Genomic DNA, 15,285 nt, shown 5'->3' with positions numbered 1-15,285 from the left:
GAACGCTGCTCCCCGCAGCGCTTACGGGAGTGATGTGGCACGGCCGGGGGGAAACTTGCAGATCGTTTGGTTATGTCGATAGAACCAAGGTCACGCGGCATTGACGTTCACCCACAAACCGGTGCGGCGAGTGATGTGGATCGGCAAGGTGCGCGCCAGGGTATCGAGGATTTGCTGGGGGTTGTCCAAGCGGTACAGGCCGCTGACACGCAGGCCCGCCACGGAGGGGTCCAGGCGCAACACGCCGTTGTGGTAAGGCCGCAGCGCCTCGATGACTTCAGACAGCGGGCGGTCGCGCACTTGCAGGAAGCCATCGACCCAGGCCGTGGCTCCGGATGAGCTGGCCTGCACCGGGCCGAAACCGGCACGGTCGTAGTGCACCTCATGGCCGGCGGCAAGTTGCAGGCGCTCGCCGTTCTGGCTGTCGATTTCCACCGCGCCGTTCAGCGCGACGACCTGGCCCTGCCCTGCACGCTCGCGCACCAGGAGGCGGTTGCCATAGGCACGCAAACGCGCCTGGTCGGTCTGGATCATAAAAGGCCGAATGCGATCGCCAGCCACCTTGGCCAGCAACTCGCCTTCGCGCAGGCGCACCAGGCGCCGTTGTGGGTCGAACTGAATATCCGCCGCGCTTTGCGCGTTGAGCGACAGCTCGCTGCCGTCGTCCAACGTGACGGTGCGGTGCTCGCCGGTGCCGGTGCGGATATCCGCCGTGAGGTCCGCCAACGGCACACCCAGCGGCTTGGCCAACCAAGTCGCGCCGGCAGCCACACCAGCACCGACCAGCGCGACCTGTAACACCTGGCGACGGCTGGACGGTGCGTCCAATGCCTGCTGCAACAGCTGGCCGCTGACCCCTTGTGCCTGGGGAATCTGGAACACGCCGAGGCGCGTTTCCAACTGCCGGCACAACGCGTCATGGCGTGGGTCGGCGGCACGCCAGAGTTGGTAGCGCTGCCAGTCGCCCGCCGTGGCCTGGCCGGAACGCAGCAGCACGTACCAGCGCGTGGCGTCGTTGATCAGGTCGTCGTTCATTCCAGGCACAGCCGCAGGCAACGGTTGAAGGCGCGGGTCATGTAGTCGCTGACCGAGCGCTGGGAAATCCCCAGCTCGGCGGCGATTTCCGGGTAGGTCAGGCCATTGAGTTGCGAAAGCAAAAAGGTCGCCTTGACCTTGGCCGGCAAGCCGTCGAGCAGCTGGTCGATGGCGTGCAGGGCTTCGAGCATTTGTGCCAGCTCTTCCGGGGATGGCGCGGTAGACGTCGTATCGTTGTCGAGAGCATCGAGGTAGGCACGTTCCAGGTCACGGCGACGCCACAGCTGGTACATCAGGCGCTGGGCGATCGTAGTGAGCAAGGCGCGGGGCTGGCGGATCGGCACCACACTCGGCGCACTCAGGAGCTGGACGAAGGTGTCGGCGGCAATGTCTTCGGCGTGGGCGCGGGAATCGAGATGGCGGTGCAAACGGCTGCACAGCCAGCCGTAATGACTGCGGAACAATCCGCCCACGTAATCGCTGTGAGAAGTGTCGGCGCCGGACATAGTGGCTCCATTTGAGAGGGTTGCACGTTATGTCCGGTGTTCCGGTGGAGCGATCCTAGCAAGGCTGCTTATTCTTTAATAATATTTAAAAGGTATTTTTATATAACTCTATTGAATTACAGGATAGCCGACGCTGACGGCCTGATCCTGGTAGGTCAAGAGCACTGCGTAGTCGTCTTCGCTGGCGGGGAATACTTCATGCAAGCCCAGTGTCTCGGCCACCTCGGGTAAGTCCTGCAACGCCTGGTTCATCGCCTGGCGGACCTGGACCACCTGTTCATCGCTCAAGCCCGGCGGGCCGATGTAGGGCAGGGTCGGGCTGGGCGCACTGTGGGTGACGATGCGCAGCCCCGCCACCTCTTGCGGCGCGAAGCGGGCGAGGTAGTCGTAGGTCACGCTGTCGATAGCGGCGAGGTCGGCACGGTCTTCGCGCAGCCAGCGCAGGCTTTCGCGATGGGCGCCGCTGATGCCGACACTGGCGAAGAAACGCCCGTCGCGCTGCAGCGGCGCCAGGCGTTCGCGCAACAGGTTCATGCCGCTGTTGGAGTCGTGGCCGTTGATCACGCCACGGCTGTTGTAGAAGTCCGCCAGAGGGTGGCGCGGGTTGTCGTCGCGGGTCAGCAACAGGCTGCAATGTTCGCCCCGGCGGCTGTGGGGCAGCTCATAGCGCGGTCGACCGATCACGCGGACCTGGCCGCGCAATTGGGTCATCAGTGGATAACCGCAGGTTTGGGTTACCAGCAATTCGGGGGCGAGCCACAGGCCGGGCAAGTCCAGATGATCGGCATTGAGACGGCGCAGTCCGAGGTGTTCAAGGATGCGCTCCAGCCACTGTTGGTTGGCCTGCCGGATCGGCTCGGGCGCGACATACATCAGCAGTTCGGCGTAGTGCTCACTCATGCTCGTCTCTCACGCAAAGGGGTGCCGGGGGCTGTCGATGGCCTTGAGCCCGTGGCGGCCGATCAACTGGCCGTAGCCTTGCACCAGGAAGCCGCCGCTGCGCGCGATCCATTGTTCACGCCGGGCACGGTAAACCGTGGGCAGCAAGTACCAGGGCAGTTTCGGCAAATCGTGGTGCACCAGGTGCAGGTTGTTATTGAGGAACAGCCAGGTCCACGGCCAGGACGCTTCGTTGAGCACGCTGCGTTGCTCGGGCCGGGGGTGCGGGCGGTGTTCATAGTAGGAACGGATCGAGGCCAGGGACAAGGCCGGCACGCTGACCAGCAGTAGGTAATGCCCCACCGACAGCGCGCTGTAGTGGGCGATGAATATCAACATCAGCACGGTGACGGCACCGTGGGCCAGCCACATCGGCCATACCTGGGGCAGGCGCTGGCATTCGTGGCGGATCAGGCGGCCAATTGCCAAAGGGGCAGAAAGCAGGAAGCGGCCGAGCACGGTCTTGGTCACCCCGTGCACGCCGCGTTCGAACAGCGAGCTATGGTCCCATTGCTGCTGGGTGAGGTAGCGGCTTTCCGGGTCGATGCCCGGCAGGGTCAGGTCTTCGTCGTTGTGGTGCAGCAGGTGGCTGTCGCGGTACAACGTGTAGGGGTACCACACGGCAAAGGGTGCATAGCCGAGAAGTTTATTGAGCAGCAGCGAACGGGTGGGATGGCCGTGGAGCAGTTCGTGTTGGACCGACAACCACAGCGTCACGAGCGGGATCAACAGCAGTGTGCTCAACCACGGGCCCAGCCAGTGACTGCCAAGGATCACGGCAAACCAGCCAGCGTATACGCCGATCAACAGTAGCCAGGTCGGCCATTCGGTTCTGGCGGTAAAGCATTGGGCCAGGGTTTCGATTTCCCGGCGTTGGGCAGGATCAAGGTAGTGGGCCATCGGCAGCTCAGAGCAGGTGTTTCCTGCTCTGTGCAATGGCGCGGGAAAATCTTGCAGATCGTTTGGCTATAAGCTTGTAACTCAGTGACCGAACAGGCCTGTCTCGGTTTTCTTGGCTTTCTTGTCGGCGCGTTTTTCATCCGCGGTCTTCGCCGGTTTTTTCTTCGCGGCTTTCTTTGAATCCATACCTTTGGCCATGATGCGTACTCCACTTTAAGGGGTTGCAGTCATGGGTATACCACCTATTGCCTCGCACAAGGCGTTTATAATCCCCGGCCCTTGATCACGCTGCCTGAAGACCATGCCCCCATTGCACATCGAAGCGCTGGCCGAGCCCTTGTGGCCCCTGCTGAACAAGTTTTACCGCAGCCACAATTCGTCGATGAAAGCGCTCAAGGGCGGGCGCTTGTGGGTGGCGCGCGACAGCGAGATTGTCGCCGGCCTGTGCCTCACGCCCGTGGTTGGCGGGCAGTGGTTGACCGGGGTGTTCGTTGACCCGGCCTATCGCGGCCAAGGCTTGGCGGCGCGGCTGATCACGGCGGCTGCGGCCGATGTGGACGGTATGTTGTGGTTGCTGTGCCATCCGGAACTGGAAGGGATGTACCGGCGCATGGGCTTCACCCAGGACACGCTGTTGCCGCAGTCGCTCAACGAACGGCTGGTGCGCTACAAGCGCAACAAACCGATGATCGCGATGGGCTTAGATCGTTTGGTGAGGTCGACCACCGATAATGTGTGATCAGCATGTACAGGGCCCATGCTAGCCTCGGCGGCACAATGGCCCTTTACAGGATGATCATGAAAACGACGCTCGCAGCTCTCTCCCTCACCGCCCTGCTCGCCCCGGCCTTGAGCCAGGCCGCCGACGCACCGATCAGCTCCCGGCAGTACCAAAGCGTGCTGGCCGGCAGTTGGCGCGACCCGGCCAACAGTGCCCGCGACGGCTATCGCCACCCGCAACAGACCCTGGAGTTTTTTGGCCTGGGCGCCAGGCAAACCGTGATCGAGATCACCCCGGGCGGCGGCTGGTACAGCGAAGTACTGGCGCCGCTGCTCAAGGATCACGGGCAGTACATCGCCGCCGTGCAGGCCGCGAGCAGCAGCGCCTACGCGCGCACGTCGGAAGAGAACCTGAAGAAGAAATTCGCGGCCGACCCTACGCGCTACGGTAAGGCCTCGGTGGTGGAGTTCGATCCCAAGGCGCCGGTATTCGGCAAACCCGCTTCGGCGGATGCGGTGCTGACGTTTCGCAATGTGCATAACTGGGTAGCGGCAGGCACCGCGCCGGCGACGTTCAGTGCGTTCTACCGGGTACTGAAACCGGGCGGTGTGCTGGGTGTGGAAGATCACCGGGCCAAGGACGGGGCGGATCTGCAGGCAATCAAGGACAGCGGCTACCTGACCACCGCGCAGGTGGTGAAGCTGGCGACCGATGCCGGGTTCAAGCTGGCGGGACAGAGCGAGGTGAATGCCAACCCGAAGGACGCCAAGGATTACCCGGCGGGCGTGTGGACGTTGCCGCCGACGTTGAAATTGGGAGAGCAGGACAAAGCGAAGTATGTGGCGATTGGCGAGTCGGATCGGATGACGTTGCGGTTCGTCAAACCGACCCAATAACCCGCCTTGAAATACAGTCACCCTGTGGGAGGAGGCTTGGCCCCCTCCCACAGGGTGATCTCAGTATGTCTGAGAGTTAGTCGTCGGCGGTGGGGTCCATGTCCGGGAACATCACCTCGATAAACCCGAACTTGCTGAAGTCGGTGATCCGCGACGGGTACAACCGGCCGATCAGGTGATCGCACTCATGCTGCACCACCCGCGCATGAAAACCGTCGGCAAACCGCACAATCGGCTCGCCCTTGGGATCAAACCCTTCATAGCGAATCTGCTGATAGCGGTTCACTGCACCACGCATACCGGGTACGGACAGGCAACCTTCGTACCCCTCTTCCAACACCGGGCTGAGGGGGGTAATCAACGGGTTGATCAGGATCGTCTGCGGCACCGGTGGCGCGTCCGGGTAACGTTCGCTGGCCTCGAAGCCGAAGATCACCAATTGCAGGTCCACGCCGATCTGCGGTGCGGCCAGGCCTACGCCGCCCACGTGCTCCATGGTCTGGAACATGTCATCGATCAATTGCCACAGCTCGGGGCTGTCGAACATTTCCGGCGGAACCGGAGGCGCGATACGCAGCAAGCGCTCGTCGCCCATTTTCAGGATTTCACGGATCATCGATCAGACTTCGTCAGGGGTGGGCTTGGAGTGGTCCCGGCCGAGGCCGGAGACGTGCTGTTTTTCGCCGACAGGCGGCGCGGACTGATCGAATTCCTTTTCACCCGGGTCCTTGCCTTCGGCGGACATGTGTTCGATCACCGCGTTCATTTCCGCCCCCAGCAGCAACACGGCGGCGGAAATATAGAAATACAGGAGCAGCACGATGATCGCACCGATACTGCCATACATGGCGTTGTAGTCGGCGAAGGTTTTGACGTAGTAGCCAAAGCCCAGGGACGCGACGATCCACACCACCACCGCCAGCACGGAGCCTGGGGTGATGAAGCGGAATTTCTGCTCGACGTCCGGCATCACGTAGTACATGAGGGCCACGGCGAACATCAACAAAATCACGATCAACGGCCAACGCAGGATGGTCCACAGGGTCACAACGAATTCCTGCATGCCGATCTGCCCGGCCAGCCACTCCATCACTTGCGGGCCCAGTACCATCAGCGCGGCCGCGGCCAGCAACATGCCGGCGATGCCGACGGTGTAGAAAATCGACAGCGGGAAGCGCTTCCAGATCGGCCGACCTTCCACCACGTCGTAGGCGGCGTTCATCGCGCTCATCATCAGGCGCACACCGGCCGAGGCGGTCCACAGCGCAATCACGATACCCACCGACAGCAGGCCACCCTTGGATTGCTGCAACTGGTCGATCACCGGGTTGACCTGCTCGAGGGCCTGGGGCGGCAACACCAGCTCCGATTGCAGGCGCAGCCAGGTGAAGAAATCCGGCAGGTGCAGGAAACCGATCAGGGCAATCAGGAACAGCAGGAAGGGGAACAGCGAGAACAGCATCTGGTAGGCCAGTGCCGAAGCGTAGGTGGGCATTTCGTCATCGACGAATTCCTTGACGGTACGCAACAGCACTTTATGCAGCTTGAGACCATCGAGAACCGGAAAAATCATAGCGTCTCCTTTCGCCGCATAAAGGTTGAGTTTGTGGGCGACTCAGGGGCCGTTTTCTACATCAAGGTAGCCTATTTGGCGACCTTGAAACAATTTCGAAACTTTAATCACGCCATGTGACATAAAAACGGCCATCCGTGGATGGCCGTCAGGTTGCGCAAAAGCAGGCCTATTTGGTCGCTTTTTTTACTGCATCCTTGGTATCGCCGACGGCTTTTTCCACCTGGCCTTTCTTTTCCTGCACCACGCCTTCAGCGCGCAGTTTGTCATTACCGGTGACTTTGCCGACGCCTTGCTTGATATTGCCGACGGCCTCGTCTTTCAAACCTTTTGCCTTATCCGCTGTGCTGCCCATGGTATTTCTCCGAAAGAACAATCAAAGGGTTTTGGTCATTACCTAAAGATTGACCCGGGGCCGTTCGGCAGAGTTTCAATTATTTTCGTCGGGCATTTCATCGCCGACCGCAGGTTTGGCTTTATGTTTTGCGGCCAACCCACGAGAATGCCCGGCACATTCAGGCTACAACGCTGAATAACAGATCCCGTAGGAAGGTTATGAAACTCAATAAAGCACAGGCCATCGCCCGCAGAAACACCGAACTGGGCGGTGCCGTACTCGGCGTCAACAACTGCCACTTCACCGACCTGGACCGCAAGCGCAACATCTGGTGGTTCGACCTGCCAGTGGGCCGGATTGCCGTGGGCCAGTACGAGTGGATCCACCTGTTGATGCACAACGCCGAGACCGATCAGTTGCTGCACCTGAAGGTGCCGACGGTGTTCCTGCGTGAAAAGCTCGAAGGCCTGGTGGTGCGCAATGCGGGCAAGCGCAAGCCTGAGATCACTCTGGAGCTGAGCGCGGACAAGGACTCGTTCTTGAAAGATGTGCGCCCCGCCGGGGCTGGCGTGAGCTTCGCGCAGTTCGCCCTATAGAAACCGCTGTTCAAAATGTGGGAGGGGGCAAGCCCCCTCCCACATTTGTATAGCGTTACTTTTTAAGACCGAGCTTCTTCAACTCTTCATCACGCAGCTCACGCCGCAGGATCTTGCCTACGTTGGTGGTCGGCAGGGCATCGCGGAACTCGACAGCCTTGGGCACTTTATAGGCCGTGACGTTGGCGCGCATATGCTCCATCACTTGGTCCTTGGTCAGGGTGGCACCCGGCTTGACCACGATAAAAAGCTTGATGTGCTCCCCGGACTTCTCGTCCGGCACACCAATGGCCGCGCACTGCAGCACGCCCGGCAGGCCCGCCAGTACGTCTTCCAGCTCGTTGGGGTATACGTTGAAGCCCGAGACCAGGATCATGTCTTTCTTGCGATCGACAATGCGCATGTAGCCGTCCGGCTGGATGATCGCGATGTCACCGGTCTTGAGCCAGCCTTCGCTGTCGAGCATCTCGTCGGTGGCGTCCTGGCGCTGCCAATAGCCCTTCATCACTTGCGGGCCTTTGACGCACAGCTCGCCGGTTTCACCCAGTGCGAGTTCGGTGCCGTCGTCGGCGATGACCTTGCAGACGGTGGACGGCACCGGGATGCCGATGGTGCCGATCTGGATATGCTGGATCGGATTGACCGTGGCCACCGGGCTGGTCTCGGTCATGCCGTAGCCTTCGCAGATGCCACAGCCGGTCACGGCCTTCCAACGCTCGGCCGCCGCCAGTTGCAGGGCCATGCCGCCGGACAGGGTGACTTTCAGCGCAGAGAAATCCAGCTTGCGGAACGCCTCGTTGTTGCACAGCGCCACAAACAGCGTGTTCAGGCCGACAAAGCCGCTGAACTTCCACTTCGACAGTTCCTTGACCATCGCCGGCAGGTCGCGCGGGTTGCTGATCAGGATGTTGTGGTTGCCGATCAGCATCATCGCCATGCAATGAAAGGTGAACGCGTAAATGTGGTAAAGCGGCAGCGGCGTGATCAGGATCTCGCAGCCTTCATTCAGGTTGGAGCCCATCAGCGCCTTGCATTGCAACATGTTGGCGACCAGGTTGCGGTGGGTGAGCATCGCGCCCTTGGCGACGCCGGTGGTGCCGCCGGTGTATTGCAGCACGGCCACATCGCTGCTGGCCGGACTGGCATCGCTGACCGGTTGGCCGTGCCCCTTGGCCAGCACGTCGTTGAACTTGATCGCCTTGGGCAGGTGATAGGCCGGGACCATTTTCTTCACGTACTTGATGACGCTGTTGATCAGCAGGCGCTTGAGCGGCGGCAACAGGTCGGCGACTTCGGTGACGATCACATGCTTGACGGCGGTCTTGGGCACGACCTTTTCCGCCAGGTGCGCCATGTTGGCAAGGCACACCAGGGCCTTGGCGCCAGAGTCGTTGAATTGGTGTTCCATTTCCCGCGCGGTGTACAGCGGGTTGGTGTTGACCACGATCAGGCCGGCGCGGATGGCGCCGAACACTGCGACCGGGTATTGCAGGACGTTGGGCAGTTGCACGGCGATTCGGTCGCCGGGCTTCAAGTCGGTGTGCTGTTGCAGGTACGCGGCGAAGGCGCCGGACAGTTCGTACAATTCACCGTAGGTGATGGTCTTGCCCAGGTTGCTGAAAGCCGGTTTGTTGGCGAAGCGCTGGCAGGACTGCTTCAGTACCGCCTGAATATTCGGATACTCGTCTGGATTGATTTCTGCGGCAATCCCGGCGGGGTACTTATCCTTCCAAAAGTCTTCGTTCATGGAAGCCCACTCCTCAGCGACGTCAGCGACGCGAATTCATCATCGCATTTGATGCGATTATTATTGGTGTATGTTTTTTTAGGTGAATCTGGCGCTTTCAAGCAGGCCGAGACGTCACAAAGCGCGCCGAGAGTAGCAGCTTTGCCAAAGGCCGCCTAGAGCCAAAAGAGGGGGTCACGGTCATAAACACGACTGTCCTACAATATTTGGTCACACTTTAAACCAAGCTGAAATAGCGGCATAGATGGCTCTGGAACGGGGCTTTCAGAACAACACAGTACAAATGTGGGAGGGGGCTTGCCCCCGATGGCAGTGGTTCAGTCTACGCATCTGGTGACTGACCCACCGCCATCGGGGGCAAGCCCCCTCCCACTTTTTTTCAGCATATTTCAGGTCAAGCGATATCGCGCAACTCACGCCGCAAGATCTTGCCCACCGGCGTCATCGGTAACGAGTCGCGCAACACGATGTGCTTGGGCACCTTGTATCCCGTGAAGTTGGTCTTGCAGTATGCCTTCAACTCTTCAAGGCTCACCCCTTGGGCACGCGCCACCACGAACAGCTTCACCGCCTCCCCCGTGCGTTCATCCGGCACGCCGATCACCGCGCAGTTGGCCACCGCCGGGTGGGCCATCACGACATCCTCGATTTCGTTGGGATACACGTTGAAGCCCGAGACGATGATCAAGTCTTTCTTACGGTCAACGATGCGCACAAAGCCATCGTCATCGATCACCGCGATATCACCGGTCTTGAGCCAGCCTTCGGCGTCCAGCGCCTCGGAGGTGGCGGCCGGCTGCTGCCAGTAGCCCTTCATCACCTGCGGGCCCTTGATACACAGTTCTCCGCGCTCGCCCAATGGCAGCTCGACACCCTGATCATCGATCACTTTCATCGCCGTGCCCGGCACCGGAATGCCCACCGTCCCCAGGCGGGATTTGCTGCCGTAGGGGTTGGTGCTGGCCACCGGTGAGGTTTCTGTCAGGCCATAACCCTCGCCAATCGCGCAACCGGTAATCTGCTGCCAGCGTTCGGCCGTGGCCTTGATCAGCGCAGTGCCGCCGGAATTGGTGAGCTTGAGGTGGGAGAAGTCCAGGGTCTTGAAGTCCGGGTGGTCCATCAACGCCACAAATAGCGTGTTGAGCCCCAGCAGCCCGGTGAACCGCCACTTTTTCAGTTCCTTGATGAAGCCGCCGATGTCTCGCGGATTGGTGATCAGCACGTTGTGATTGCCCGAGACCATCATGCACATGCAATTCGCCGTGAAGGCATAGATATGGTAAAGCGGCAGCGGCGCGATCATCACCTCCTGCCCTTCCTTGATCAGCGGATGACCGTCATCGCCGGTCTGGGACATACAGGCGCGCACCTGTTGCATGTTCGCCACCAGGTTGCCATGGGTGAGCATCGCGCCCTTGGCCAGGCCGGTGGTGCCGCCGGTGTATTGCAGCACCGCGATGTCGTCCAGTGTGACGGGGTGGCGGGTCACGCCCAGGCCAGCGCCCATGTGCAGGGCGCGCTTGAATGACACCGCGCGCGGCAGGTTGTAGGCCGGCACCATCTTCTTGACCTTGTCGACCACCGTGTTGATCAGCCACCCTTTGGCAGCGGGCATGAAGTCGCCCATCTTGGCTTCGATCAGGTAGTCGATCTCGGTGTCGCTGCACACCTCCTGCACCCGCGAACCGAACAGGTTGAGGTAGACCAGCGCACGCACGCCGGCGTCCTTGAACTGGTGACGCATCTCGCGCGGGGTGTAAAGCGGGTTGGTATTGACCACGATCAGCCCGGCGCGCAAGGCGCCGAACACCGCAATCGGGTAATGCAGCACGTTGGGCATCTGCACCGCGATGCGCTCGCCCGGCTTGAGGTCGGTGTGCTGTTGCAGGTAGCCGGCGAACGCGGCGCTCTGGCGTTCCAGTTCGGCGTAGGTCAGGGTGATGCCCATGTTGCTGAATGCCGGACGGTCGGCGAAGGCCTTGCAGGAGCGCTCGAAGACTTCGATCACCGACTTGTAGGCAGAGAGGTCAATGTCGTTGGGAACGCCCGCTGCGCGTTTGTCATTCCAGAAATCAGGTTGCATTATTCTTGTCCTCTTACCTGAGTGTGTCCGGCCGCTTTCTGACTGCTATGAAAAGCGGAGCTTTGGGGACGTTAGCAGCTATGGCCAAACAGGCAAATACAGGAAAGAGCGTCATTAATTGCGTGAATCTTCCTACAAGGCTTCGCACTGATCAGACGCAGCCGTGCGGATGAGCTATACACTGCAACGACGCTGAGCAGACCTTGAGCAGACCTTGAGCAAAGGAACCGCCATGAACCACACCTCCTTCTGGCTGACCGCGAATGACCGCAGCCGCCTGTACGTCAATCAATGGATGCCCGACGGTCCGCCCAGGGCGCTGGTGATGCTGTCCCATGGCATGGCCGAGCACAGCGGGCGCTATGCGCGCCTGGCGCAAGCCCTGTGCGACGCTGGCTACGGTTTATATGCGCCGGACCAACGGGGTCACGGCCGCACCGCCGACGAAGGCACCCTGGGCCTGTACGCCGAGCACGACGGCTGGAACAAGGTGGTGGGCGACCTCGCCAGCCTCAACCAGCACATCGGCCAGCAGCAGCCGGGGTTGCCGATCATCTTGCTGGGGCACAGCATGGGCAGCTATATCGCCCAGGCCTATCTGCTGCACCACAGCGCCAGCCTGGATGGGGCGATTCTCAGCGGTTCGAATTTCCAGCCGGTGGCGCTGTACCGCGCGGCGCGATTGATCGCACGGGTCGAACGACTGCGCCAGGGATTGCGCGGGCGCAGTGCGCTGATCGATTTCCTGTCGTTTGGATCGTTCAACAAGGCGTTCAAACCCAATCGCACCGCTTTCGATTGGCTCAGCCGTGACCCGGCCGAAGTGGACAAGTACATCAACGACCCACTGTGCGGGTTCCGCTGCACCAACCAGCTGTGGATCGACCTGCTCGGCGGCTTGCAGCAAATCAGCAAAGCGTCCAATCTCGCGCAGATCGACCCGGGCCTGCCGATCCTGGTGATGGGTGGCGAATGTGATCCGGTGAGCGAAGGCAAGCGTCTCAACAGCCTGGCCGACGCCCTGCGTGAAGCGGGCTGCCAGCACCTGCAACTGAATATCTACCCGCAGGCGCGCCATGAAGTGTTCAACGAAACCAACCGTGATGAAGTCACGGCGGATGTACTGAGCTGGCTCGGCCAGGCCCTGACCTTGCGCAGACCGACGCGCTGCGAATAAATTTTCGATTAAAATCAGTCAGTTAAATTACCGATTAGCCACAGGATGCACGTTTAGATGACCCAGGTAACCAACACCCCGTACGAAGCCCTCGAAGTCGGCCAGACCGCCAGTTACAGCAAGTTGGTGGAGGAGCGTGATATCCAGCTGTTCGCCGCCATGTCCGGCGACCACAACCCGGTGCACCTGGATGCCGAGTACGCCAAGGCGACCATGTTCAAGGAGCGTATCGCCCACGGCATGTTCAGCGGTGCCCTGATCAGCGCAGCCGTTGCCTGCGAGCTGCCTGGGCCGGGCACGATCTACATCGGCCAGCAGATGAGCTTCCAGAAGCCAGTGAAAATCGGCGACACCCTGACCGTGCGCCTGGAAATCCTCGAGAAGCTGCCAAAGTTCCGCGTGCGCATCGCCACGCGTGTGTTCAACCAGCGCGATGAGTTGGTAGTGGATGGCGAGGCGGAAATCCTGGCGCCGCGCAAGCAGCAGGTGGTGACGCTGACCGAGTTGCCGCCGATCAGCATTGGCTGAAGTCTGCGCAAAAAAAATGTGGGAGGGGCAAGCCCCCTCCCACATTCTTTTACAGCGCAGAGCTTACGACTGAGCGCGAGCCTGGTTACGCAGGGCTTTCACCTGGTCGTGGTTGCGTTGCACGCCGTGGTACTGACGCTCAACCAGGTCACGAATGCCCAGCAGGTTGTGCTTGTTGATCTTCTCGATCGCTTCCTTGTAAGCCTTCAGTGCGTGGTCTTCACCACGCTCGGCTTCGTTCAGCACCGCTTCTTCATCTTTACCGGTTTTACCGGTGAGCATCGACTTCACGTCGACCCAACCACGGTGCAAAGCGCCGGCAACGCTGCCGGAATCTTCCGGATCGCCACCCAGGGCACGCACGGCGGTTTTCAGCTCGGCGGCAGCAGTGGCGCAGTCGGCGGAACGCTTGGCGAACAGGGCTTTGAGTTCAGGGTGCTTGATGTCTTCAGCACACTCCTTGAAACCCTTTTGGCCGTCGATGCTGGTTTCGATCAGGTCGTTCAGTACGGAGATCGATTCTTTATTGATGTCAGTCATTTTTCAATTCCTTGTACGGGTTAGAAGGTTGTCTTAGTGATTGCAGCGCCCGTGCCAGGTTTTCAAAAAACAAAATCCATATATATTTCAATAACTTAAGATTAATTGAACCATCTGTATGTATGTTATTTGCATGATCTGTCATTTGGCCTTCATGCAGAATGCCTGTATTTTCCAAGGTCTCGACTCAACCCTCCGAGCCTTCATGAATCCCGAAAAACTCGAACTGCTGATCACCCGCGAAATGCCCTTCGGCAAATACAAGGGACGGATCATCGCCGACCTTCCTGGCCCCTACCTCAACTGGTTCGCCCGTGAAGGTTTCCCCCACGGCGAACTCGGCGGCTTGTTGGCGTTGATGCAGGAAATCGACAGCAATGGATTGTCCGAGTTACTCGAACCGCTACGTGCCAAACACGGCAAACCCGCCCCGCGCCATTGAGACCTCCCAATGCCACGCAATGCTGACGACGAACAACATTGGCAGGCCGTTTCCGAGCGCTACGCCCTGGAGCCCGGCCCGATCAACCTGGAAAACGGTTACTTCGGGCGTATGAGCCGAACGGTGCAATCCCATTACCTTGACCAGGTTGCGTTTATCAACCGGAGTAATTCGCTGCATGTGCGCCAGCGCTTCGAGCGAGGCGAGAACGTCGAGATTCGTCGGCAACTGGCCGAGCTGATTGATGTGGCACCGGAGTCGGTGGCCTTTACCCGCAACGCCACCGAAGCCTTGCAATCACTGATCCGCAACTACAACCGCCTGCAACCGGGCGACCAGGTGCTGATCAGTGACCTGGAGTACGACACGGTCAAGGGTGCCATGCGTTGGCTGGCCGGCGTTCGCGGGGTGGAGGTGATCGAACTGTCCCACACACACCCGGCCAGTTTCGACAGCCTGGTGCAGACGTATCTCGATGCGTTCGTCCAGTACCCACGTCTGAAGCTGATGGCGCTGACCCACGTCACCCACCGCACCGGCCTGGTGATGCCCGTCGAAGCGGTCGCCAGGGCGGCCCGTGAGCATGGCGTGGACGTGATCCTCGACGGTGCCCATGCCCTGGGCCAGATCGAGTTCAACCTGGCCGAGCTGGGCATTCAGTTTGCCGGCTTCAACCTGCACAAATGGATCGGCGCGCCACTGACCCTGGGCTTCCTGTACATCGCCCCGGAGCGCCTGGCCGATATCGACCCGGACATGGGTGAGTTTCACTACCCCGCCACCGATGTGCGTGCACGTACGTCCTACAGCACGCCGAACTTTCCGGCGCTGATGACCTTGCCGCTGGTGTTTGAAGAGCATCGCCAATTAGGTGGCTCGGCGGCAAAAGGCGCACGGGTGAATTACCTGCGGGACCTGTGGGTCAGCCAGGTGCGGGCATTGCCGGGGATCGAGGTGCTGACGCCGGATGATCCGAGGGTGTATTGCGGGATTACGGCGTTCAAGTTCAGCGGGCGGGATCAGCAGGCGATGGTCGATAGACTGCTCAAGGACTACAACCTGTTTGTCACTACTCGAACCGGTGCGTCGTTCGGCACCTGTATCCGGGTGACGCCGGGGCTGGTGACGTCGGCAACCGAGATCGCCGTGCTGGTCAAAGCCATCACCGAGTTGAGCGTCGGCTAAGCGCCTTTTCTACAGAAAAAAAAAGCGGTACACCGACCAAGTGCACCGCAAAAATGCCGTCAAGCACAGCAACAACGATT

17 protein-coding genes are annotated in these 15,285 nt (G+C 60.3%); 7 read left to right on the top strand and 10 right to left on the bottom strand.

Going from position 1 to position 15,285, the window contains the following annotated elements; genetic code table 11:
* Window positions 1–90 precede the first annotated feature (90 nt).
* From BMX59_RS21060 to BMX59_RS21045, 4 genes are all read right to left on the bottom strand, one after another.
* A complete protein-coding gene (locus BMX59_RS21060) occupies window positions 91–1,035 on the bottom strand; it encodes a FecR domain-containing protein (RefSeq protein WP_093125358.1) in 945 nt (314 codons plus the stop codon).
* Window positions 1,032–1,541 carry a sigma-70 family RNA polymerase sigma factor gene (locus BMX59_RS21055; protein WP_093125355.1) on the bottom strand — a complete coding sequence of 170 codons (510 nt, stop codon included), beginning with the start codon at window positions 1,539–1,541 and terminating at the stop codon, window positions 1,032–1,034. The genes BMX59_RS21060 and BMX59_RS21055 overlap by 4 nt, the downstream gene beginning before the upstream one ends.
* A gap of 108 nt (window positions 1,542–1,649) precedes the next feature.
* Window positions 1,650–2,441 (bottom strand): phosphate/phosphite/phosphonate ABC transporter substrate-binding protein, encoded by a 792-nt coding sequence (locus BMX59_RS21050; protein ID WP_093125352.1) that lies wholly within the window; start codon window positions 2,439–2,441, stop codon window positions 1,650–1,652.
* Window positions 2,442–2,450: 9 nt separating this feature from the next.
* Window positions 2,451–3,380 carry a fatty acid desaturase gene (locus BMX59_RS21045; RefSeq protein WP_093125349.1) on the bottom strand — a complete coding sequence of 310 codons (930 nt, stop codon included), beginning with the start codon at window positions 3,378–3,380 and terminating at the stop codon, window positions 2,451–2,453.
* 301 nt (window positions 3,381–3,681) lie between these two features.
* Between BMX59_RS21045 and BMX59_RS21040 the strand changes: the two genes are divergently transcribed.
* Window positions 3,682–4,119, top strand: coding sequence for a GNAT family N-acetyltransferase (locus BMX59_RS21040; protein ID WP_093125345.1), 438 nt, complete (start codon window positions 3,682–3,684; stop codon window positions 4,117–4,119).
* Between the two features lie 59 nt (window positions 4,120–4,178).
* Window positions 4,179–4,997, top strand: a complete 819-nt coding sequence (locus BMX59_RS21035; protein ID WP_093125342.1) for a class I SAM-dependent methyltransferase — start codon at window positions 4,179–4,181, stop codon at window positions 4,995–4,997.
* A 76-nt stretch (window positions 4,998–5,073) separates the two neighbouring features.
* On the opposite strand, the gene def is transcribed toward BMX59_RS21035, so the two are convergent.
* The 3 genes from def to BMX59_RS21020 all read right to left on the bottom strand — a co-directional run bounded on the left by def (window position 5,074) and on the right by BMX59_RS21020 (window position 6,925).
* Window positions 5,074–5,613, bottom strand: coding sequence for a peptide deformylase (def, locus tag BMX59_RS21030; protein ID WP_092247002.1), 540 nt, complete (start codon window positions 5,611–5,613; stop codon window positions 5,074–5,076).
* Window positions 5,614–5,616: 3 nt separating this feature from the next.
* Window positions 5,617–6,570 carry a YihY/virulence factor BrkB family protein gene (locus BMX59_RS21025; RefSeq protein ID WP_058423207.1) on the bottom strand — a complete coding sequence of 318 codons (954 nt, stop codon included), beginning with the start codon at window positions 6,568–6,570 and terminating at the stop codon, window positions 5,617–5,619.
* Between the two features lie 169 nt (window positions 6,571–6,739).
* Window positions 6,740–6,925, bottom strand: a complete 186-nt coding sequence (locus BMX59_RS21020; RefSeq protein ID WP_016973106.1) for a CsbD family protein — start codon at window positions 6,923–6,925, stop codon at window positions 6,740–6,742.
* 200 nt (window positions 6,926–7,125) lie between these two features.
* Between BMX59_RS21020 and BMX59_RS21015 the strand changes: the two genes are divergently transcribed.
* Window positions 7,126–7,503, top strand: coding sequence for a hypothetical protein (locus BMX59_RS21015; protein ID WP_016973105.1), 378 nt, complete (start codon window positions 7,126–7,128; stop codon window positions 7,501–7,503).
* Between the two features lie 55 nt (window positions 7,504–7,558).
* On the opposite strand, the gene fadD1 is transcribed toward BMX59_RS21015, so the two are convergent.
* Complete coding sequence (gene fadD1, locus BMX59_RS21010; protein ID WP_092246999.1) at window positions 7,559–9,250, bottom strand: long-chain-fatty-acid--CoA ligase FadD1; 1,692 nt, start codon at window positions 9,248–9,250, stop codon at window positions 7,559–7,561.
* 394 nt (window positions 9,251–9,644) lie between these two features.
* A complete protein-coding gene (gene fadD2, locus BMX59_RS21005; RefSeq protein ID WP_092246996.1) occupies window positions 9,645–11,333 on the bottom strand; it encodes a long-chain-fatty-acid--CoA ligase FadD2 in 1,689 nt (562 codons plus the stop codon).
* A 232-nt stretch (window positions 11,334–11,565) separates the two neighbouring features.
* Here fadD2 and BMX59_RS21000 point away from each other — a divergent pair, with 232 nt between their 5' ends.
* Window positions 11,566–12,510: an alpha/beta hydrolase gene (locus BMX59_RS21000; protein ID WP_092246993.1), complete on the top strand. Its 945-nt coding sequence runs from the start codon at window positions 11,566–11,568 to the stop codon at window positions 12,508–12,510.
* 57 nt (window positions 12,511–12,567) lie between these two features.
* A complete protein-coding gene (locus BMX59_RS20995; protein ID WP_010208208.1) occupies window positions 12,568–13,038 on the top strand; it encodes a MaoC family dehydratase in 471 nt (156 codons plus the stop codon).
* A gap of 63 nt (window positions 13,039–13,101) precedes the next feature.
* Here the strand turns inward: BMX59_RS20995 and BMX59_RS20990 are convergent, their stop codons facing one another.
* Window positions 13,102–13,578: a ferritin-like domain-containing protein gene (locus BMX59_RS20990; RefSeq protein ID WP_093125337.1), complete on the bottom strand. Its 477-nt coding sequence runs from the start codon at window positions 13,576–13,578 to the stop codon at window positions 13,102–13,104.
* 205 nt (window positions 13,579–13,783) lie between these two features.
* Here BMX59_RS20990 and BMX59_RS20985 point away from each other — a divergent pair, with 205 nt between their 5' ends.
* Entirely contained in the window at window positions 13,784–14,020 is a 237-nt protein-coding gene (locus BMX59_RS20985; protein ID WP_010208204.1) for a DUF3820 family protein, read from the top strand.
* Between the two features lie 9 nt (window positions 14,021–14,029).
* On the top strand, window positions 14,030–15,205 hold the full coding sequence (locus tag BMX59_RS20980; protein WP_093125334.1) for an aminotransferase class V-fold PLP-dependent enzyme: 1,176 nt from the start codon (window positions 14,030–14,032) through the stop codon (window positions 15,203–15,205).
* The last annotated feature ends 80 nt before the right edge of the window (window positions 15,206–15,285 follow it).

Origin of the sequence: Pseudomonas sp. NFR09, assembly GCF_900111535.1 — a bacterium.
GTDB lineage: Bacteria > Pseudomonadota > Gammaproteobacteria > Pseudomonadales > Pseudomonadaceae > Aquipseudomonas > Aquipseudomonas extremorientalis.
The sequence above is the reverse complement of the archived record's forward strand: the minus strand, read 5'-3'. Positions and strand labels throughout refer to the sequence as shown.

Excerpts from the sequence above, each read along its gene's own strand:
- fadD2 (WP_092246996.1), bottom strand. The coding sequence starts at position 11,333 with ATGCAACCTGATTTCTGGAATGACAAACGCGCAGCGGGCGTTCCCAAC.
- BMX59_RS21055 (WP_093125355.1), bottom strand. The coding sequence starts at position 1,541 with ATGTCCGGCGCCGACACTTCTCACAGCGATTACGTGGGCGGATTGTTC.
- fadD1 (WP_092246999.1), bottom strand. The coding sequence starts at position 9,250 with ATGAACGAAGACTTTTGGAAGGATAAGTACCCCGCCGGGATTGCCGCA.
- BMX59_RS21045 (WP_093125349.1), bottom strand. The coding sequence starts at position 3,380 with ATGGCCCACTACCTTGATCCTGCCCAACGCCGGGAAATCGAAACCCTG.
- BMX59_RS21015 (WP_016973105.1), top strand. The coding sequence starts at position 7,126 with ATGAAACTCAATAAAGCACAGGCCATCGCCCGCAGAAACACCGAACTG.
- BMX59_RS21035 (WP_093125342.1), top strand. The coding sequence starts at position 4,179 with ATGAAAACGACGCTCGCAGCTCTCTCCCTCACCGCCCTGCTCGCCCCG.
- def (WP_092247002.1), bottom strand. The coding sequence starts at position 5,613 with ATGATCCGTGAAATCCTGAAAATGGGCGACGAGCGCTTGCTGCGTATC.
- BMX59_RS21025 (WP_058423207.1), bottom strand. The coding sequence starts at position 6,570 with ATGATTTTTCCGGTTCTCGATGGTCTCAAGCTGCATAAAGTGCTGTTG.
- BMX59_RS21020 (WP_016973106.1), bottom strand. The coding sequence starts at position 6,925 with ATGGGCAGCACAGCGGATAAGGCAAAAGGTTTGAAAGACGAGGCCGTC.
- BMX59_RS20990 (WP_093125337.1), bottom strand. The coding sequence starts at position 13,578 with ATGACTGACATCAATAAAGAATCGATCTCCGTACTGAACGACCTGATC.
- BMX59_RS20985 (WP_010208204.1), top strand. The coding sequence starts at position 13,784 with ATGAATCCCGAAAAACTCGAACTGCTGATCACCCGCGAAATGCCCTTC.
- BMX59_RS21040 (WP_093125345.1), top strand. The coding sequence starts at position 3,682 with ATGCCCCCATTGCACATCGAAGCGCTGGCCGAGCCCTTGTGGCCCCTG.
- BMX59_RS21060 (WP_093125358.1), bottom strand. The coding sequence starts at position 1,035 with ATGAACGACGACCTGATCAACGACGCCACGCGCTGGTACGTGCTGCTG.
- BMX59_RS20995 (WP_010208208.1), top strand. The coding sequence starts at position 12,568 with ATGACCCAGGTAACCAACACCCCGTACGAAGCCCTCGAAGTCGGCCAG.
- BMX59_RS21050 (WP_093125352.1), bottom strand. The coding sequence starts at position 2,441 with ATGAGTGAGCACTACGCCGAACTGCTGATGTATGTCGCGCCCGAGCCG.
- BMX59_RS20980 (WP_093125334.1), top strand. The coding sequence starts at position 14,030 with ATGCCACGCAATGCTGACGACGAACAACATTGGCAGGCCGTTTCCGAG.
- BMX59_RS21000 (WP_092246993.1), top strand. The coding sequence starts at position 11,566 with ATGAACCACACCTCCTTCTGGCTGACCGCGAATGACCGCAGCCGCCTG.